Below are 19116 nucleotides of genomic sequence, written 5' to 3'. Positions count from 1 at the left end.
TGTGGTTGTTTGCCATGGAAAATCAAAAATGCTGTTACTATTTTTGAAGTTTTTTTATGCTGTTTTTTTAAAACTTATTTTAAAGCAACTAAGATATTGAAAAAAACAGTGTTGGAAAGTATGCTTACTTATTTTTTTGATAACAAAAGAGGCACATTTTCAGTGCCTCTTTTAAAAACATTATTTTCTAATGTTCAATTCTTTGATAATTGTACGGTATCTTTCGATATCTTTTTTCTTTAGATAATCTAATAAACTTCTACGTTTTCCTACCAACATTACTAACGAACGCTCTGTGTTGAAATCTTTACGATTTGCTTTTAAGTGATCTGTTAAGTGGTTGATTCTGTGCGTAAATAACGCTATTTGACCTTCTGTAGAACCGGTATCATTCTTTCCTTTACCGTATTTTTCGAAGATGTTTTCTTTTACTTCTTTTGTTAAGTACATGCCAATATTATTTAAATGATTTTTATGCAGTTCAATGAATTTTTTCCATTGAGGGTGCAAATATAGGATTTATTTTTTAAAACAATAATTTTGATATTATTATTAATATTATTATTATGAACTTCTTGGCTATGAAGACAAAATAAATTTTAACAAATTAAAAAAATTATTACGAAAACAACATTTTTTTCAAGATTATTTGTATCATTATTTTTTCAATTTTTTTTATGAGCTGCACAGAAAATGAAGCACATCAATTTTCTCACAATGAGGATATAAACCAATGGGTAAATGAAAACAAAATACAATTACTAAACTTCGAAAGAAAAGAAATAAAGGAGTTAGATTTCGAAAAGCAAAAAGCAGTAATGAGACTATTGCCTCCTGAAAAAAGAAGGAAAGTATGGGCGCAAAAAATAAATTATATTTTACAAATGAATTTATCAGAAGCAGAATTAAATCATATGAAATATTTTGCTGAGGAATTCAAAAAAATAGATTATAAAGCACCTATTTCAGATGAATTTTCAGACGAATTGTATGAAAAAGTAATGATAGGGGCTAAGAAATTTAATTGGAATGAAGAGTTTATTTATACAGCTTTTTTTACTGTAGGTGATGTAAGTTATTCAAAATTAAATGAAGATTTGAATTCAAATAATTTAACAACAGAAGGTATAGATCCTCCTTGTGTTTGTAGATATAGTGCCTCGTGTTTTGGGTATAATAATACTTGTCATAAACCCGATAAATGTACAGTAGCAAATACTGATTGTGGTGTATTTGGAACTTCAACCTGTAATGGATATTGTACAGATGATATTTTTATACCTAATTAGTATAAAATGTTAAAAAAAGTATTCATAAATGGTGGTTTAGTCATATTATTATATATTACTTTCGTTTTTCTATTTAAAACACAAACTATAATTTTTCCTTTATTTATGATAGGAGCATTTGTAGCTAGTATGTACATGAGCTATAAAAATGTTCTGGCTTCTTTTGCTCCTTTATTAGCAATTTGGTTTATTCAATTATTTTTGCCTGATATAAAATTGAGTTCTGTAATAATTTATATAGTTTTTACTCCTCTATCTTTTTTATTAGGTTATTATTTAAAAAATAAATCCATATTTTTAAAATTAGGGTATCCTATTATCATAGTTTTTGTAGGTATTTATGGTTTTGTAAATTTCTTGTACGTTGTTGAAAATCATGATTCTTTTAAGAGGATTCAATCCCCTAAAATGGAATTTTCACATAATGAAAATCAAATAAGAGTTGATACTATTCAAAATAAAGTAATTGTTTTAGATTTCTGGACAACAAGTTGTGGAGCTTGTTTTCAACAATTTCCAGAATTTGAAAATATTTTTAAAAAATATAAAAATAGCACATCTGTTTCACTATTTGCTGTAAATATTCCTGAGAGACGAGATACAATTGGCTATGCAAAAACTCGTATTGAAAGATATAATTATCAATTTCCTGTTTTATTTTCAGATTCAGATACGATTCCTAAACAGTTAGGTTTTAATAAATATCCTACACAAATAATTTTAAAAAATGGGATTATACGTTTTATAGGAAATTTAAATATGAATGAAAAAAATGTTTTTATTTATAAATTGGAATATGAAATTGAAAAATTATTAAATGAGTAACAAAAAAGCCAGCAAACGCTGGCTTTTTTGTTATTTCCTTATAGGTAAATTCTGAATCAAATCGATATACAAATTAACCATTTTCTTTAGGTCTTTTCGTTCGTAAATAGCATCTAAAAAACCGTGTTCCAAAACAAATTCTGATCGTTGAAATCCTTCAGGCAATTCTTTTCCTGTTGTGTCTTTTACAACTCTTGGCCCTGCAAAGGCAATCAATGCATTGGGCTCAGCAATGTTAATATCTCCTAACATGGCATAAGAAGCGGTTGTGCCTCCTGTTGTTGGGTCTGTACACAAAGAAATATACGGAATTTTAGCATCTGCCAACTGCGCTAATTTTGCAGAGGTTTTTACCAATTGCATCAACGAAAGTGACGCTTCCATCATACGTGCACCACCTGATTTTGAAATCATCAAAAACGGAATTTTATGTTCAATAGAATAGTTGATGGCACGTGCAATTTTTTCTCCCACTACAGATCCCATAGAACCTCCAATAAAAGAAAAATCCATAGCAGCAATTACCAAATCTTTACCTAATGATTTTCCAACAGCTGTTCTTACAGCATCTTTTAATTTTGTTTTGGCTTGGGCTTCTTTTAAACGATCAGGATATTTTTGAGTATCTTCAAATTTCAATGGGTCTTTTGAAGTCAAGTTTTCGTTTAATTCTGTGAACGTATTGTTGTCAAAAAATAATTCAAAGTATTCTTTACTTCCAATTCTTACGTGATATCCGTCTTCTGGACTTACGTATAGATTCTTTTTTAACTCTTCTGTATCAATTATTTTACCACTAGGAGTTTTGTACCAAAGACCTTTGGGCGTGTCTTTTTTATCCTCAGTAGCTGTTTGAATTCCTTTATCTGTTCTTTTAAACCAAGCAGTCATATGATTCTTTATTTAAAGTTGTTGTTTGTATTTCAAAAGTACTTTCAACTTTTCTGAACAGCAAATGTAAAAGATTTTTTGTAGACGATTAAAATTTACTCCATAAAAAAAGCATCTTTCATTTTTGAAAGATGCTTTTTAGTTATTTATGAAAACTTTTTACAAAGTATTTACGTTATTCAAGTCTTGAAAGGCTTGTTTTAAACGAGCTTTAAAAGTTTCTTCGCCCAAACGCAACCATTTTCTTGGATCGTAATGTTTTTTATTGGGTTGATCTGCGCCTTCTGGATTTCCAATTTGTGACGCCAAATAAGGTGCCATTTTTTGCATATAATCTCTGATACCTTCTGTGTAAGCGAATTGTAAATCGGTATCAATATTCATTTTGATAACCCCATAACCAATAGCTTCTCTGATTTCTTCAACAGTTGACCCTGAACCTCCATGAAATACAAAATCAATTGTATTATGAGGTACATTGTAGGTTTTTGAGATGTATTCTTGTGAATTACGTAAGATTTTTGGAGTCAATTTTACGTTTCCTGGTTTGTAAACTCCATGTACATTTCCAAATGCTGCAGCAATAGTAAATTGTGGAGAAACTTTTAATAATTCTTCGTAAGCATACGCCACTTCTTCTGGTTGCGTATATAATTTTGAAGAATCAACATCCGAATTGTCAACTCCATCTTCTTCACCACCTGTAATTCCCAATTCGATTTCTAAAGTCATGCCCATTTTGCTCATTCTTGCCAAATATTCTTTGCAAATTTCGATATTTTCGTGCAAAGGCTCTTCTGATAAATCAATCATGTGGGAACTGTACAAAGGTTTTCCAGTTTCTGCAAAATGTTTTTCAGATGCATCTAACAATCCATCAATCCAAGGTAATAAGTTTTTGGCACAGTGGTCTGTGTGTAAAATTACAGTAACTCCGTAAGCTTCAGCTAGTTCGTGAATGTGTTTTGCACCAGCAATTCCGCCAGCAATAGCTGCTTTTTGATTTTCGTTTGATAGTCCTTTTCCTGCATTAAATTGCGCTCCACCATTCGAAAATTGAATGATTACAGGTGCATTTAATTCTTTGGCAGTTTCTAAAACGCCATTAATGGTACTAGAACCAATTACGTTTACAGCTGGGATTGCAAATCCTTTTTCTTTAGCAAGTTGAAATATTGCTTGAACTTCTTTTCCTGTGGCTACTCCAGGTTTTATTGTATGACTCATGTTTGATGTATTGATATTATTCTTCAAAAGTACTAAAAATATGCCTTTTTTTAATTGAAAATTGACTTTAAAATAACGAAAACGATGTATTTTTTAGAATGGATAGTTGATTCCGATGTTATACACAGCATTCGAAAAATTATAGTTGCGAAACCATTTATTGCCTTCTAAATAAGGTTCGTAGGTTTTAAATCCGATGTCAAAACGCAGAATTAGAAAGTTAAAATCCAACCTTGTTCCAAATCCTGATCCAACTGCAATGTTTTGTAAAGAGGATAGATTTTTGAATTTTGCATCATCATCTACAAAATCAGAGCCTGTAATATCCCAAATGTTTCCTGCATCCACAAAAAATGCGCCTTTAAGTTTGCTAAACATGTCAAAACGATATTCAGCACTTGTTAAAATTTTAAAACTACCAGTATTAAATTCTAGTCCGGTATTTCTTCTTCCTGGACCTAATTCGTAGGTTTGCCAAGCTCTGATATCATTAGAGCCTCCAGCAAAATAACTTTTGATAAAAGGAATGTCAGAATTGTCATAAGTTATAATGGCTCCTAATTGAGTTCTAAAAGCAAAAACGGAATTATTTCCTGTATCCCAAAATTTCTTGTATTCAATATCAAACTTAAAATATTGCGCCAAAGGAATATTTAAAAATGTTTTCTTGTCGTTACTATTTCTGTTTTTAGATAAAAGTCCTAGTATATTTCCTGAGTTGGCAATTCTTACTTTTAAGAATGAAAAATTATTGTCTTTAACGCCCAATTGATTGTTATATGTAAATGAATATCCAATAACTGGAATTAAGAAATCGGAAGTGACAATATTGAAACGATTTTGGATGTTTAAAACAGTGTTGTATTCGTCAGGATTTGTAGCTTGAAAACCAGCATCATTGGCAACTGACGACATAAATTGTACAGTTTCATCAAATTTGGTTTCATCAGTTGGTAAATTTCCTCCAATTCCAGGATAGATTTGCGCAATTTCATTCAGTCTTGAAAATTCGGAACTATAAATATCAAAAAAGCTAGTAACATTCAGATTTTTAACATATTGCGTATTTAAAATTTCTAATTGTACTGTTTTTTTAGCATTGAATTGCCATTTAAAATCGGTCATAAATGTAAAGGTTTGTCTATCCAAACCAATATTTTTTTGAAAACTAGAACCCAATGAAATATAGGTTCTTGGAGACATCTCTTTAGGAACAAGTCTACTAAGTCTAAAAGGCGCTAAAAAACGAGGAACTTCTATAGAAATATCAGCACCTAATTCCCATCCAGGACCATTATTGGAGTTGAACCAAGATCCTAAAACAGACATTTTTAACAATTCTGCTCCTTTAAAAGCATTTCTATTTGTGATAGAAAATTTGGCTGATGTTCCAATATTTCGAATGTTAGAGTGGGTAATTTCAGTTTCCAATCCCAAGTTGTATTTTTCTAAAGGAGTTAAAAAAACATCCATACGTAAATCGCCAGAATCTTCTGATATTGGTGTGAATTTTAAAGTAGTTGACTTAAAATTTTGTAGCGATTTTAAATGATTTCTTGTTAAATTCCTTAGAGTATCTTTATAAACTTCTCCCGGTTTTAAGAAAATAGATTGCGATAAATATTTTGGATTGAATTTGATTTTGTCATTTGCATAGAATGAAATTCCGTCATAAGAAATTGTATCCTTACTAATTTCATCTTTTTTGGTAAATGAATAATCCGTATGAACAGCAACTTCTTTTATTTTATGAATTTTATAGGGTTTTTCAACATAATTCCCATTTTCCTCTGTCAATCTATTGGCTGAAATTAAAAACTCTACATTGGTTTTATAATCAGCTCTTGTTGAATCTACATAAAATCCTAAAGCGGCCTCTGTAAAATGAAATATTCCGCTATTTCTAAAAAGTTTTACCACACTACTTGCCTCGTTTCTAAAATCTTGGTCTTTGTACTGATTGCCACTTTTTAAATAACTATCACGTTTGGTATTTTTAAAGATAGAATCTAAATCAGGGGAAGCAATTTTTACAAGAATGCTATCTAACAAGGTTGGTTTTCCTTTGTTAATGTGATATTCAACTAGGGCTTTTTTATCGTTATTTCTTTTGATAACAGTATCTACACTCGATTTAAAGTATCCTTGAGTTTTATAATATGCCCATAAATTATCGGCTGTTTTTTTAATTTTATTTTCGTTTAAAATTACGGGAGCATCATTTTTTAAATACCAATTATTCAAATTAATAAACGAGTTTGCATAGGCAATACTTTGTTTTTCAGAAAAAATACTTTTGATAAATTGATATGACTTTGGGTTTTTTACAGCCCATTCTGAAGGGGTTTTGGGTTTGTCAGGATTTCCTAAATTGTAAAAATACAATCCAAAAGGAAGTCCTAATAGGCGATTGTTGGGTTTTTGTAAGATATATTTTTCTAAATCGCCACTTTTTGATTTTACGCTATCAATAAAAAGTACATTTTCTCTAAGTAGGTACTTTCCCTCTGTAACCCTTTTAGTAGAATCACAGGATGCAAAAAAGACTGTCAATAAAAAGTAGAAAGCGAGTTTTTTCATTATTTTAGCAACGGTAATAATGCCAAAAATAGTATTTTTCATTGGTATATTTTTATTTACAATCAATTAATGAGCATCTCTAAAAATCAATTAAAACTCATACAGAGTTTAACTCAAAAAAAATACCGATTAAAGCACCAATTATTTTTGGCTGAAGGCGTAAAAGTGGTCAATGAATTACTGCAATCTTCTTTTGAAATCTTCCAATTATTTGCCACAAATGATTTTAGTTGTGAAGATTTTCAAGATAAAAGAACCCTCATTTCTGAGGCTGATTTAAAAAAAATTAGTCAGCTAAAAACACCCAATGAAGTGGTAGGATTGTTTAAAATTCCGACACAAAAACCAATAAAAAGTTCAGGTGTAACAGTAGTTTTAGATGCCATAAACGATCCTGGAAATTTAGGAACTATTATCAGATTGTGTGATTGGTTTGGGGTTACACAATTGATTTGCTCTGAAGATACTGTAGATTGTTACAACCCAAAAGTAGTGCAAGCAAGTATGGGGTCTTTACCAAGAATTGCGATTCATTATACTACATTAATAACTTTTTTGCAGCAAAGTAATTTGCCCATTTTTATGGCAGATATGGATGGTGAAAATGTGTATAAAACCAAACTTCCTGAGGAAGCAATTTTAATTATGGGAAATGAAGCAAATGGTGTTTCATATGAAATAAAACAATTGGCAAACCAAATTATTTCAATTCCGAGATTTGGAGAAATACAACAAACAGAAAGTTTGAATGTAGCCACTGCAACAGCTATTTTGTTGAGCGAATTTAAAAGAGGAAATTAATTTTTTAAACAGCTATTTACTCAAAAGCAAAACTCAAGAAAACACCACGTGTTCCCATATAATTGATAGGAGCTGTCCATTGACTATTAGGGTCATCATCATATTTTACCTCGTTATTAATGGCAAAAACGCCACGAATTGACGGTGAAAATTTAAAGAAATACAAGTAAATGTCAATGCCAATGCCAACTTCATACATGAAATTGTGCGTTTTCATTCGGAATTCGCCAGCCGAATTATCATCTTGATTGGCTTCATTACTCGAAAAATTATGATCATAAGAAATTCCTGCCAACACATAAGGGCGAATATTTTTATAACGATCTGTGCTAAATTTCAGTAATAACGGAACGTGTAAATACGTAGAACCAATTTCGCGAACACTATCTCTAGGAATTGCCAAATGATTGAAATAAATTTTCTTAGAATTGGTAACCAAACCTGGTTCAAAACGCAGATTTAAATTTTTGTGTAAGCGCAAATCTGCAATCAAACCCACATTAAAACCTGCTGTGGGTGATACTGTAATGTCGGCATTTGCTATGGTGCTATTTCGTAAATTCAGTTTAAAATCATTCTGATTAAGACCCAAGTAAAAGCCATAATGTAATTTTTTATTATCAAAAGTGGGTAGGTTGTCAACTCGTTCTCTTTGTCCAAAAATAGTCAAAGAAGAAATAAAAAAGATTGTTGTAAAAACCGTTTTTTTTATCATATTATTTTCTCGCTGTATAAATTGTTGCTACTCCAAAAGTAACAGGATTGTGCTTTACATCACTAAACCCATTTTTACGCAAAATATTGTTGAAGACCTCACCAAATGGAAAAGAATTTGCAGATTCTGAAAGATAAGTGTACGCAACTTTGTCTTTAGAAAACAATTTTCCAACCAAAGGCAATATGAAATTCGTATAGAATTTATAACCCTGTTTGAAAGGAAATTTTGTTGGATTGGAGGTTTCTAAAATTACTAAAACGCCTGTTGGTTTTAAAACTCGTGCGATTTCTTTGATGCCCTTATCAAGATTTGCAAAATTTCGAACGCCAAAAGAAACCGTAATCGCATCAAAAGTATCATTTTCAAAAGGCATTTCTTCTGAGTCGCCCACAATCATATCTATTTTTTTTGACAGATTTGCTTTGTTGATTTTTTGTTTACCAACTTCGAGCATTCCAGCAGAAATATCCAAACCAATAATTTTATCAGGATTCAAATTTGCCATCATCAGCGCTAAATCTCCAGTACCAGTAGCAATATCTAAAATTTGTTTGGGTTTATTTTCGCCTACAATTTTCACTACTTTTTTTCGCCATTTTACATCAATTCCTAAAGAAATTACTCGGTTTAAACCATCATAATTGGTTGAAATGGTGTCAAACATTTGAGTAACTTGTTCTTTTTTTCCTAGTTGAGAATCTCTGTATGGTTTTATAATTTCAGACATTTAAAGCATTTTTATCCATTAATTGCAACAACGCCATTGATTTGGTTTGGCAACATTTCTTTCAATAAATTTTCAATTCCGTTTTTTAAGGTTGCAGTTGATGATGGACAACCACTACAAGCACCTTGCAATACAACACTTACAATTTTATTGCTTTCATCATACGAACGAAATGCGATGTTTCCACCATCACCAGCCACAGCAGGTTTGATGTATTCATCTAAAATATCAACAATTTGTCCAGCAATTCCGTCTAATTTTACTTCAGGAATTACAGTTGATGAAGTTGTTGAATTTTGTTGAGAAGGCAATTCAGAAAAAATGGTTTTTCCTGCAACTAAATATTCTCTGATAAAACTGCGAACTTCTGCAAAAATTTCATTCCATTCAACCATATTGTATTTGGTAATGGAAATATAATTGTCGGAAATAAACACTTCTTTTACAAATGGAAATGAAAAAATAGCTTGTGCTAATGGTGAAATTTTACTGGCCTCTTCTATGTTTTTAAACTCAGCATCAGTTTGAGTTAATACTTTGTTGGTGCCAAATTTCATTACTGATGGATTTGGAGTTACTTCAGCATACACTTCAATTGCTTCTTTTTTAGAAGCAGCAGTTTCTTCATTTACAACAACATTGCCTTCGTTGATATAATTTTCAATTTGCTCACGAACTTCTTCTTGTACATCATCCCAAGAAACAATATCATAACGTTGAATGGCAATAAAATTGGGAGTTATAAACACTTTTTTTACAAACGGCAAATAAAATAATTGCTGCGCTAAGGGCGATTTTTTCGCTTCATCAATATTTCCATATTCATAACTTCCTGCATTGATTAATGTAGTATTGCTATTGAATTTTAAAATGGTTTCGTTGGATGAATTTTGAATGCTAATTTTAGTCTCTTGCATGATTTTCAAATAAAAAGCAAAATTACGGCAAAAAAATCATTTCTAATAAAAAAGACCTTGCATGTTTTTGATGCAAGGTCTTTTTTAATGTGTTAAACTTCTTATAAATTGATAGAAACGGATGCTGTAAATATGCGATTGTCTAATGTTAAATTTGCAGGGTTTACATTAAATCCTGAGTAAAAATTGTAGGCTGCAGTTCGATTATTGGTTCTGTAAGCAAAATCCAATTTAAAATTTCCGAAGTTGTAGCCTGCCCCAAATGAATATTCATTCAAGTCATCTGAATTCAATGCAAAAGCATCTGGACTTTGCTCAAAACGATAACCACCTCTGATGCTGAATTTATCAAAACGCCATTCTGTTCCGATTGAAAAATTGTGGGTATTTACAAAATCGTTTTGAAATGCCTGATTTTCTTGCATAAAATTGGCGCCTGAAAGTTTTGTTCTGGTGTAATTCATGTTTGAATAATCAACACTAATCAATCCTATTTTTCCAAAGACGAATGCAGTGCTCGCAGTTAATCTACTTGGAGTTCGTAATCTGTAAATAAGAGATTGTGAGGGGAAAAATCCGCCAGCTGTATTGTTATAAACTGCATTATCATTGCTTACGGCAATTTCCGTGTCTCCAAAATATCCGTCGTTATTTACAATATTGCTGTCTTCTATAATTTCTGAAAACCAAGTTGGGGTTTGATAAGATAATCCAAATCGAAAACTATTGTTTACTTTATAAATAAATCCTGTATTGAAAGAAAATCCAGTTCCGGTAGTAAAATTTTCTTGGTATAAATTGGCATCCAATTCATTGCCATTGATATCACTGTTGAACTCTGTTAAATTTGAGCGTTGCGTAAAATTCAAATCATAAAAATTTAAAGATACTCCAACATGTAATTTTTCTTGATACACGGATGAAAATCCGATATTGAATTCGCTCAAATCGCCATTGTAGGTATTGTTAAAGAGTTGTTCATCAGCAATATCATATACAAAAGGATTTGTATTGGTGTCTAAAGGAAAATCAACAAAAGTGGCAACTCCACTATTTCCTTGAGCGATGAATCCATCAGTAAAATCTTTAGTGATTCTGTAATTAAATCCCATTGCAAATTTGCTCCAATTACTTCTATAAGCACTATCAAAAACCAATACACCACCAGCTTGAGATAAGTCTATGAATTGATCTTGAGTTGTAAGTCTGTTGCCATAATAATCAGCTATAATATCTGAACTTCTAGAATTAAAACTTCCAGAAAACATACTATTATTAAATACAGATAAACCTGCAGGATTGATGTTAATGCTTGATATATCTCCTCCAAGAGCTCCAAAAGCACCACCCATTGCTGTAAAACGCGCAGTTCCGTTATTATCATTTTGAGAGAAAAGGATTCCTAAATCTTGATATCCTAAAGATTGAGCATTTGTAGCAGCCACGGTTGCCAACAAAATTGCTGATGCGATAATTTTTTTCATTTTAAAACCTTTTGTAACTAAAAGTGATGATTTAATTTCCTCCTCTTCTTCCTCTTCCAGAAGTAGAACCTCTGCCAGAGTTCGAAGTATTTCCACTACTTCTTGAAGAAGTTGTTGTTGATCTTCTTGTTGATGAATTGGTATTGTTATTTGTGTTTGAACTATTTCTTGATGAATAATTTGAGTTTCGATCATTATAATTATTTCCTCTAATAGTAGAGCTTCTTCTTACAGGAGTTCCAATAGTGCTTCTTCTAAAATTATTTGAATTCTGATTGTAATCAAAATAGTTTCTTCTGTTGGTTATAGAATTGTTTCTGATAATTCCGTTTGAATCTCTTCGCCCGTAAGCATAATTTGTATTTCTTCGTCCGTAAGTATTATTTCTGTAATACCCGTTATTTCTCCAAGAATTTCCATAAAAATAAGGATTGTAAAATCCACCATTCCAGCCCCAATTATAAGCATACGGATGCCAATATGGGTTTCCATAAAAACCCCAATTGTTCCAACGATTCCAACCCCATCCTACATTCCAATTGTTCCATCCCCAATTGTTCCATCCCCAATCATTCCAACCCCACATTCCAAAACCATTTCCATACCAAAAAGGGTCATTCATCAAATTTACATTGACAATTACATTGTCATTTTGATATCCCCAAGGTTCATTTTGATTGTAATTTCCATTAGGATCCGAATAATTTGGATTTGAACTATATGAATCGATGTCAGTAAATATTTCATACTCAGAGATTCGTTCTAAGCTGTCTAATTTTTTTGTAAAATAGTTTTCTTCAAAATTATTGTTGTTGTTTCTTTCAACAACAACAATTTGTCGTTTTTCTATATTATTTGGAGAGCTATAAATACCATCTTCATAATACGCAGTTTGGTATGTTCCGCATGAAACCAATACCAAATTAGCGGTTGCAAAAATTATAAATGATTGAATGCTGAATAGTTTATTTTGTAGTTTCATGATCATATGTTTTTATAAAAGTACTGAATTAATTATAAAATTTGTGTTAAAAAGACTTATTTATAGTAGTTTTGTAACCGTTTTAAAAAAGAATTAACACGAAATTAATAGTTAAAAAATAACAATATTTGTGCCAAAGTAAAGAAACATGAGCAAGAGTTTAACAAAAAGAGAAGAAGATTACTCAAAATGGTATAATGAGTTGGTTGTAAAAGCGGATTTAGCAGAAAATTCAGCGGTAAGAGGTTGTATGGTTATCAAACCTTATGGATACGCAATTTGGGAAAAAATGCAAGCAGAATTGGATAGAATGTTTAAAGAAACAGGACATCAAAATGCGTATTTTCCATTATTTGTTCCTAAAAGTTTGTTTGAAGCAGAAGAAAAAAATGCAGAAGGTTTTGCCAAAGAATGTGCCGTTGTTACCCATTATCGTTTGCAAAATGATCCTGAAAATCCAGGAAAATTACGAGTTGATCCTGAAGCAAAACTAGAGGAGGAATTGGTTGTAAGACCAACATCCGAAGCAATAATTTGGAGTACTTACAAAGGTTGGATTCAATCCTATAGAGATTTGCCTTTACTAATCAATCAGTGGGCAAATGTAGTAAGATGGGAAATGAGAACGCGATTGTTTTTAAGAACCTCAGAGTTTCTATGGCAAGAAGGGCATACAGCACATGCCTCAAAAAGTGAAGCAGTTGCAGAGGCAAAACAAATGCAACATGTCTATGCAACATTTGCTGAAGAGTTTATGGCGATGCCTGTTGTAAAAGGAGTAAAATCAGACAGTGAGCGTTTTGCAGGAGCTGAAGATACGTATACCATTGAAGCTTTAATGCAAGATGGAAAAGCGTTGCAAGCAGGTACAAGTCATTTTTTAGGACAAAATTTTGCAGAAGCTTTTGATGTTAAATTCACGAATAAAGATGGAAAGCAAGAATATGTATGGGCAACTTCTTGGGGAGTTTCTACACGTTTAATTGGAGGTTTAATTATGACACACTCTGATGATTTTGGGTTGGTTTTGCCACCAAAATTAGCCCCAATTCAAGTAGTTTTTGTTCCTATTTATAAAGGAGAAGATCAATTGTTATTGCTTTCTGAAAAAATTCAGACGTATGTGAGTGCTTTCAAAAAATTAGGAATTTCTGTAAAATATGATGACAGAGATACATTAAGACCTGGTGCAAAATTCGCAGAATATGAACTAAAAGGAGTTCCTGTAAGGATCGCCATGGGAAGTCGTGATTTGGAAAACAATACTGTTGAAGTTGCCAGAAGAGATACGCTAACTAAGGAGAGTATTTCACAAGACAATCTTGTGACGTATGTTTCAGAGTTATTAGAGAAAATTCAAATTAATTTGTTTGATACTGCCTTACAATTCAGAAACAATCACATTACTCAGGTGAATTCTATGGATGAATTTAAAGATGTAATTGAAAACAAAGGTGGATTTGTTGCTGCACATTGGGACGGAACTGCAGAAACTGAAGAAAAAATAAAAGAATTGACAAAAGCAACTATTAGATGTATCCCAAATGATGCAATTGAAGAGGCTGGAAACTGTGTGTTTACAGGGGAATCTTCTTCCAAAAGAGTGCTTTTTGCGAAAGCGTATTAATTTTTAAAATTTTTTTAAAAAAAAATTGTAGGATTTTAAAAACGTTGTATATTTGCATCCGCAATTAAGGAATACAAAATTGTGATGGTCCGTTCGTCTAGGGGTTAGGACGCCAGGTTTTCATCCTGGTAACACGGGTTCGATTCCCGTACGGACTACAAAGTTTTAAATAAAAACGAAGAATACAATATTATGGCAAATCATAAGTCAGCATTAAAAAGAATTAGAAGTAACGAAGCTAAAAAGTTACGTAATAAATATCAACACAAAACAGCAAGAAATGCTGTAAGAGATTTGCGTGTTTTAGAAGATAAAGCTGAAGCTGAAGGAAAATTAGTTAACGTTATTTCAATGTTGGATAAATTGGCTAAGAAAAATATCATCCACAAAAATAAAGCTGCAAACTTAAAATCTAAATTGACTAAGCACGTAGCTGCGTTGTAAGATTTTACAGTTTTAACAATATAAAGGCTCTGAATTTTCAGAGCTTTTTTTATGACCTATATTGAGATTATCAATATTTTACAAGAGGAGTATTGCTATATAAAACAATTCAATTACTTCATTTTAAATTACCAATCGTATTTTTTATGAGCGTCTAATCTGATAAAAATAAAAAGTAATATGGTAAAACCCCACAAAGAAGAACCTCCATAACTGAAAAAGGGGAGAGGTATCCCTACAGTTGGCAGCAATCCAATCACCATTCCAATATTTACAGTTACGTGGAAAAAAAGTATGGATGCTACGCCATATCCATAAATTCTTCCAAATTTATTGGTATGTGTTTCGGCTAAATAAATGATTCTAGCAATCATCAGCATGAATAAAATGATAACCAAAGAACTTCCTAAAAATCCCCATTCTTCGCCAACAGTACTAAAAATATAATCTGTATGTTGTTCAGGCACAAAATCGCCTTTGGTAATATCTCCGTTTAAAAATCCTTTTCCAGTTAAACCTCCAGAGCTGATAGTTAATTCAGATTGATAAGAATTATAACCAATGTCTTTGGTATCAATTTTCAATCCTAATAACACTTCAAAACGATCTCTATGATGTTGCTTAAAAACATTTTCATATACAAATCCAGTTCCATAGATAAACATTCCTAAACCTATATATGTTATTAATATTTTATGCCAACTAAAACGTAACAATCGTTTTCCGCCTTTGTAAATGAGGTAAAATAAAATGATTGTTATAATTGAAAACAACCAAACAGATATTTTGTAAGTACCAACATAAATTGTAAGAATAAATAAAGCTATTGATAGAGTTCCGAAGATGATGTAGTTTAAGGTTAATCCTTCTCTATTGAGAACTAAAATGAAGGCTAAGTAAATTAATGCAGAACCTGGGTCAGGTTGTAAAACAATTAAAATGGCTGGTAAAAAAATAACTGTAAATGCCTTTATTTGGTTTTTTATCAGTGAAAGATTGTATTGACGATCACTTAAAAGTTTAGCGATTGCAAGGGCTGTAAACGTTTTTACAAATTCTGCTGGCTGCAAACTCATAGAACCAAAATTATACCAAGCTTTAGCACCATTGATTTCTTTTCCGAGTGGAAAAATTAATACTAGTGAGAGAATTGCTAAAAGGTAGAAGATACTTGCAAAACGTTCGTAAAATTTAGAATTAAAAAATAAGACTAAAATAATGATCGGAAAACAAAGGGAAATCCAAAGTAGTTGTTTTCCATAGTTTGTATTGAAATTAAAAACATCAATATATTCGTCATTTTGTGAGGCAGCAATAATATTTAACCAGCCAAAGCCAACTAGAATTAGGTAGAAAAAAACTAGAATCCAATCAATTCCTTCAAAAATATTATTCTTCTCTTGACGCAACTTCTCTATTTTTTGGTCTGTAATAATTGTAAATATCTTGCAAACTTAGGTTCAACATGTTTGTTTCTCTTAGTTTGTTTTCCTCTGAAATAAATCCGTTTAAGTATTTTTCAATTATCAAACTGGTAATTGGTGCGGCAATTGTAGAACCATAACCACCATTTTCTACAAATACTGCCAATGCAATTTTTGGATTTTCTTTAGGGGCAAAAGCTACCAAAATGGAATGGTCTGGCAATTGTTGTTTGTAGCCATTTATGCGTATAAAATTTTCTGATGTACCTGTTTTTCCACAAATTTCAATTCCTTTAACTTGACTCCATCTTCCTGTTCCGGTTTTAAAAACTTCATGCATTGCTTCAATTACTGGTTCAAAATATTCGCTTTTAATAGTAGTTTGCTTTTTGATGGTATAATTTGGATTATTAATAGGTTTTCGTGCTATTTTTTTAACGATGTGAGGTGTGTAAAAATATCCTTTATTGGCAATTGCAGCAGTAAAATTGGCCAATTGAATAGGTGTTGTTAAAATTTCACCTTGTCCAATTGCATTTGAAATGGTGGTTGATGCACTCCATCTATATTTGTAACGGCTGTCATAATAAGCACCATCAGGTATCAATCCTGGGGATCCTGAGGGCAAATCATAACCAAGATAACCGCCTAAACCAAAGCTTGTTACGTGCTTATTCCAAATATCAAGAGATTCGCTTGCTTTTCTTTTTTTCTCAACAATTTTTTTATAGGTATTGGAAAAATAACTGTTGCAAGATTTTGCAATAGCTGTTTTTAATGCGATGGGTGAATCGTAAATTCCGCAATGGCAACGCATAAAATCTATTGCTTTTCCTCCATATCTGTAGCCACCATAACATCTAAAACTTGTTTCGGTATTGATGGCATTTTCTTGCAAACCAACCAAGGCATTCATCATTTTAAAGGGTGATCCAGGAGGATATGCAGCTAGTAAAGCTCTATCAAAAGTTGGTTTTTCTGGATTTTTTGGATTCATTAAAATCAGCGAATTTTTAGTACGATCACGTCCAACCAACATATTTGGATCATAAGATGGAGACGTTACTAATGCTAAAATTTCTCCAGATGATGGTTCGATTGCTACAATTCCCCCTCTTTTGCCATTCATCAATTGTTGTGCATACATTTGTAGCTCAATGTCAATGGTTAAGGTTAGGTCTTTGCCACTTTCAGGTAATGTATCCATTTGTCCATTTTTGTACGAACCTGTAATTTTATTAAATCGGTTTCTATTGTAATATTTTTTACCTTTTCTACCTCTTAAAACTTTTTCATATTCTCTTTCAACACCTTCTTTTCCTTCCAATTCACCTTGTTCATAATCATCGTTTGTTCGGGCTTTTTCTTCATTTACTTCACCTATATACCCTAAAACATTGGCTGCTGCATTCACTGGATAATCTCTAATAACCCTTTTTTGAATATAAAATCCATTGAATTTATGAAGCTTTTCTTGCAAAAAGGCAAAGTCATCTTTGGCAAGTTGTTTTAAAAAAACTGATGGTAAATAGGTTGCGTAATTTTCGGCTTTTTGGAATCTTTTTATAAAATCTTCTTTGTCAATTTTAAGGAGTTTACACAACTCAATAGTGTCAAAAGATTTCACTTGATTAGGTTGCACCATCACATCATAAGAAAGCTGGTTGGCAACTAAAAGTTGACCATTTCTATCATAAATGTAACCTCGTTCAGGATAATCATACTCAATTTTTACGGCGGCATTATGCACAGGATCAAACTCAACTCCTTTTACAATTTGCAATTGAAAAAGTCTTCCAATAAAAAATAATCCAACAGCTGAGATTAAAAAATAAAGTAAAAAACTTCTTTGCATTATTCGTTTCTTGTGAAAATAGCTGAGCCAATAAAATATAAAAACAGTGTAAAAATACTCGAAAAAAATGTATTACTCAGTACATTAAAAAAATTATGAAAGCTAAAGTTAGCCAAAGAAAAAAATATAAAGTGATGTATGACTGTTAAAGTTACTACATAGTTGAAAATTTTTCCAAAAGATTCTGTTTTTAAACTAAAAAATGGAAAATCTATTTCTAATTTATTAAAATAAACTTTTACAAAAAACAGGCGTATGTAGGCAATAACTGTTAATGAAAAAGCATGAATTCCTCCTGTATCTGAGAAAAAATCTACTCCTAAACCTAATAAAAAGGAGAAAAATAATATGGGTATTTTATTTTCTTTTAGCGGATATAAAAAAACAAAAACAATATATAAATACGGATTTATAGCATCGAACAATAAAATATTATTCAATATGAATACTTGAAGAAATAGCAGTGAAAAAAATAAAAAAAACAGTTTGAATGGATTATTCATTTTCTAAGTTTTCGATTTTTTGTATTTCAAGTTTGTCAAAGTTTTTAATTACATAAACAGTGCCTAAATTACTCATATCATTAAAAAGTTTTATAACAACTCTATTCTCTGCAGAGTTTCCTTTATTAATTTTTGAAACAGTACCTATTAAAATTCCTTCTGGAAAAATGGTTGATTTTCCTCCAGTTTCAATGGTATCACCAATTTTTAAGGGAGCTTGTCTTGGAATGTCAATCAGCTGAACTGTTCTGTAATCATCTCCATTCCAATCTAGAGTACCAAAATAATTGCTGTTTCTTAAACGAGCATTGATTTTACTATTCTTATTTAAAATAGATTGAACTCTTGCATATTTATCAGAAGTATTATCAACAATTCCCACAATTCCCAAGCTATTGATAACTGCCATTTCTTTTTCAATTCCTTGATTTTTTCCGATGTCAAGCGTTAAAAAATTGAATTCTTTATTGTAATTATTATTGATGATTTTGCCTGTTGTAAATGAAAATTTTTGAAAATATCTTACAGTATCAACAATCGTTGAATCGATTACCTGAGAAGTGATAACTTTTCGCTGAAGCTCATTTTTTAAGCGTGCATTTTCAGCAGCTAACAATTCGTTTTCAGATTTTAGATTGAAATAAGCTGTAATTTTTGATTTTTGAAAATAAATTTCACCAACAATTGAATTGGTTGAATTCACGAATTTGCTTTTTTGAAAATTTAAATTCGTTAAAATCAAGCTAAACGCAATAGATTCTAGCAATAAAAAAAATAAGAAATATTTAAACCTCTGAATAAAAAAAATCAGTTGTTGCATTG

The 19116-nt window shown here is 31.3% G+C and carries 18 protein-coding genes and 1 tRNA gene; 6 read left to right on the top strand and 13 right to left on the bottom strand.

Translation table 11 applies throughout. The features are described from left to right. Nucleotides 1–180 precede the first annotated feature (180 nt). Nucleotides 181–450, bottom strand: coding sequence for a 30S ribosomal protein S15 (gene rpsO / locus WHA43_RS06765; protein ID WP_105047317.1), 270 nt, complete (start codon nucleotides 448–450; stop codon nucleotides 181–183). Nucleotides 451–677: 227 nt separating this feature from the next. Here rpsO and WHA43_RS06760 point away from each other — a divergent pair, with 227 nt between their 5' ends. Next, nucleotides 678–1289 (top strand): bacteriocin fulvocin C-related protein, encoded by a 612-nt coding sequence (locus tag WHA43_RS06760; RefSeq protein ID WP_105046333.1) that lies wholly within the window; start codon nucleotides 678–680, stop codon nucleotides 1287–1289. Nucleotides 1290–1295: 6 nt separating this feature from the next. Then, entirely contained in the window at nucleotides 1296–2114 is an 819-nt protein-coding gene (locus tag WHA43_RS06755; protein ID WP_105046332.1) for a TlpA family protein disulfide reductase, read from the top strand. A gap of 30 nt (nucleotides 2115–2144) precedes the next feature. On the opposite strand, the gene accD is transcribed toward WHA43_RS06755, so the two are convergent. From accD to WHA43_RS06740, 3 genes are all read right to left on the bottom strand, one after another. Then, nucleotides 2145–3005: an acetyl-CoA carboxylase, carboxyltransferase subunit beta gene (gene accD, locus WHA43_RS06750; protein ID WP_105046331.1), complete on the bottom strand. Its 861-nt coding sequence runs from the start codon at nucleotides 3003–3005 to the stop codon at nucleotides 2145–2147. A gap of 159 nt (nucleotides 3006–3164) precedes the next feature. Beyond that, nucleotides 3165–4232 (bottom strand): class II fructose-bisphosphate aldolase, encoded by a 1068-nt coding sequence (gene fbaA, locus WHA43_RS06745; RefSeq protein WP_105046330.1) that lies wholly within the window; start codon nucleotides 4230–4232, stop codon nucleotides 3165–3167. Between the two features lie 93 nt (nucleotides 4233–4325). After that, a complete protein-coding gene (locus WHA43_RS06740) occupies nucleotides 4326–6854 on the bottom strand; it encodes an outer membrane protein assembly factor (protein WP_226742803.1) in 2529 nt (842 codons plus the stop codon). A 27-nt stretch (nucleotides 6855–6881) separates the two neighbouring features. On the opposite strand from WHA43_RS06740, the gene WHA43_RS06735 reads away from it, so the two are divergent. Further along, nucleotides 6882–7613, top strand: coding sequence for a TrmH family RNA methyltransferase (locus WHA43_RS06735; protein ID WP_105046329.1), 732 nt, complete (start codon nucleotides 6882–6884; stop codon nucleotides 7611–7613). 16 nt (nucleotides 7614–7629) lie between these two features. On the opposite strand, the gene WHA43_RS06730 is transcribed toward WHA43_RS06735, so the two are convergent. From WHA43_RS06730 to WHA43_RS06710, 5 genes are all read right to left on the bottom strand, one after another. Continuing rightward, entirely contained in the window at nucleotides 7630–8328 is a 699-nt protein-coding gene (locus WHA43_RS06730) for a porin family protein (protein ID WP_105046328.1), read from the bottom strand. Nucleotide 8329: 1 nt separating this feature from the next. Continuing rightward, a complete protein-coding gene (ubiE, locus tag WHA43_RS06725) occupies nucleotides 8330–9058 on the bottom strand; it encodes a bifunctional demethylmenaquinone methyltransferase/2-methoxy-6-polyprenyl-1,4-benzoquinol methylase UbiE (protein ID WP_105046327.1) in 729 nt (242 codons plus the stop codon). 11 nt (nucleotides 9059–9069) lie between these two features. Continuing rightward, a complete protein-coding gene (locus tag WHA43_RS06720) occupies nucleotides 9070–9975 on the bottom strand; it encodes a NifU family protein (protein ID WP_105046326.1) in 906 nt (301 codons plus the stop codon). Nucleotides 9976–10076: 101 nt separating this feature from the next. Then, entirely contained in the window at nucleotides 10077–11459 is a 1383-nt protein-coding gene (locus WHA43_RS06715) for an OmpP1/FadL family transporter (RefSeq protein WP_105046325.1), read from the bottom strand. A 31-nt stretch (nucleotides 11460–11490) separates the two neighbouring features. After that, entirely contained in the window at nucleotides 11491–12441 is a 951-nt protein-coding gene (locus WHA43_RS06710; RefSeq protein WP_105046324.1) for a hypothetical protein, read from the bottom strand. Between the two features lie 148 nt (nucleotides 12442–12589). Here WHA43_RS06710 and proS point away from each other — a divergent pair, with 148 nt between their 5' ends. The 3 genes from proS (at nucleotide 12590) to rpsT (ending at nucleotide 14512) form a co-directional block, all read left to right on the top strand. Further along, nucleotides 12590–14068, top strand: coding sequence for a proline--tRNA ligase (proS, locus tag WHA43_RS06705; protein WP_105046323.1), 1479 nt, complete (start codon nucleotides 12590–12592; stop codon nucleotides 14066–14068). A gap of 86 nt (nucleotides 14069–14154) precedes the next feature. Further along, a tRNA-Glu gene (locus tag WHA43_RS06700) sits at nucleotides 14155–14226 on the top strand. A 34-nt stretch (nucleotides 14227–14260) separates the two neighbouring features. Then, entirely contained in the window at nucleotides 14261–14512 is a 252-nt protein-coding gene (gene rpsT / locus WHA43_RS06695) for a 30S ribosomal protein S20 (protein ID WP_105046322.1), read from the top strand. Nucleotides 14513–14640: 128 nt separating this feature from the next. Here the strand turns inward: rpsT and rodA are convergent, their stop codons facing one another. From rodA to mreC, 4 genes are read right to left on the bottom strand one after another with little or no spacing between them, the layout of a single operon-like run. Beyond that, nucleotides 14641–15921, bottom strand: coding sequence for a rod shape-determining protein RodA (rodA, locus tag WHA43_RS06690; RefSeq protein WP_105046321.1), 1281 nt, complete (start codon nucleotides 15919–15921; stop codon nucleotides 14641–14643). Beyond that, on the bottom strand, nucleotides 15902–17791 hold the full coding sequence (mrdA, locus tag WHA43_RS06685) for a penicillin-binding protein 2 (RefSeq protein ID WP_105046320.1): 1890 nt from the start codon (nucleotides 17789–17791) through the stop codon (nucleotides 15902–15904). The genes rodA and mrdA overlap by 20 nt, the downstream gene beginning before the upstream one ends. Beyond that, entirely contained in the window at nucleotides 17791–18294 is a 504-nt protein-coding gene (gene mreD, locus WHA43_RS06680; RefSeq protein ID WP_105046319.1) for a rod shape-determining protein MreD, read from the bottom strand. The genes mrdA and mreD overlap by 1 nt, the downstream gene beginning before the upstream one ends. After that, entirely contained in the window at nucleotides 18287–19114 is an 828-nt protein-coding gene (mreC, locus tag WHA43_RS06675) for a rod shape-determining protein MreC (RefSeq protein ID WP_105046318.1), read from the bottom strand. Before mreC ends, mreD begins: the two co-directional genes overlap by 8 nt. Nucleotides 19115–19116 lie beyond the last annotated feature (2 nt).

It is taken from the genome of Polaribacter gangjinensis, assembly GCF_038024125.1.
GTDB classification, from domain to species: Bacteria; Bacteroidota; Bacteroidia; order Flavobacteriales; family Flavobacteriaceae; genus Polaribacter; species Polaribacter gangjinensis.
The sequence above is the reverse complement of the archived record's forward strand: the minus strand, read 5'-3'. Positions and strand labels throughout refer to the sequence as shown.

Excerpts from the sequence above, each read along its gene's own strand:
- WHA43_RS06730 (WP_105046328.1), bottom strand. The coding sequence starts at position 8,328 with ATGATAAAAAAAACGGTTTTTACAACAATCTTTTTTATTTCTTCTTTG.
- WHA43_RS06755 (WP_105046332.1), top strand. The coding sequence starts at position 1,296 with ATGTTAAAAAAAGTATTCATAAATGGTGGTTTAGTCATATTATTATAT.
- WHA43_RS06720 (WP_105046326.1), bottom strand. The coding sequence starts at position 9,975 with ATGCAAGAGACTAAAATTAGCATTCAAAATTCATCCAACGAAACCATT.
- WHA43_RS06735 (WP_105046329.1), top strand. The coding sequence starts at position 6,882 with ATGAGCATCTCTAAAAATCAATTAAAACTCATACAGAGTTTAACTCAA.
- mrdA (WP_105046320.1), bottom strand. The coding sequence starts at position 17,791 with ATGCAAAGAAGTTTTTTACTTTATTTTTTAATCTCAGCTGTTGGATTA.
- WHA43_RS06740 (WP_226742803.1), bottom strand. The coding sequence starts at position 6,854 with ATGAAAAATACTATTTTTGGCATTATTACCGTTGCTAAAATAATGAAA.
- mreC (WP_105046318.1), bottom strand. The coding sequence starts at position 19,114 with ATGCAACAACTGATTTTTTTTATTCAGAGGTTTAAATATTTCTTATTT.
- WHA43_RS06760 (WP_105046333.1), top strand. The coding sequence starts at position 678 with ATGAGCTGCACAGAAAATGAAGCACATCAATTTTCTCACAATGAGGAT.
- rpsO (WP_105047317.1), bottom strand. The coding sequence starts at position 450 with ATGTACTTAACAAAAGAAGTAAAAGAAAACATCTTCGAAAAATACGGT.
- fbaA (WP_105046330.1), bottom strand. The coding sequence starts at position 4,232 with ATGAGTCATACAATAAAACCTGGAGTAGCCACAGGAAAAGAAGTTCAA.
- ubiE (WP_105046327.1), bottom strand. The coding sequence starts at position 9,058 with ATGTCTGAAATTATAAAACCATACAGAGATTCTCAACTAGGAAAAAAA.
- WHA43_RS06710 (WP_105046324.1), bottom strand. The coding sequence starts at position 12,441 with ATGAAACTACAAAATAAACTATTCAGCATTCAATCATTTATAATTTTT.
- WHA43_RS06715 (WP_105046325.1), bottom strand. The coding sequence starts at position 11,459 with ATGAAAAAAATTATCGCATCAGCAATTTTGTTGGCAACCGTGGCTGCT.
- proS (WP_105046323.1), top strand. The coding sequence starts at position 12,590 with ATGAGCAAGAGTTTAACAAAAAGAGAAGAAGATTACTCAAAATGGTAT.
- accD (WP_105046331.1), bottom strand. The coding sequence starts at position 3,005 with ATGACTGCTTGGTTTAAAAGAACAGATAAAGGAATTCAAACAGCTACT.
- mreD (WP_105046319.1), bottom strand. The coding sequence starts at position 18,294 with ATGAATAATCCATTCAAACTGTTTTTTTTATTTTTTTCACTGCTATTT.
- rpsT (WP_105046322.1), top strand. The coding sequence starts at position 14,261 with ATGGCAAATCATAAGTCAGCATTAAAAAGAATTAGAAGTAACGAAGCT.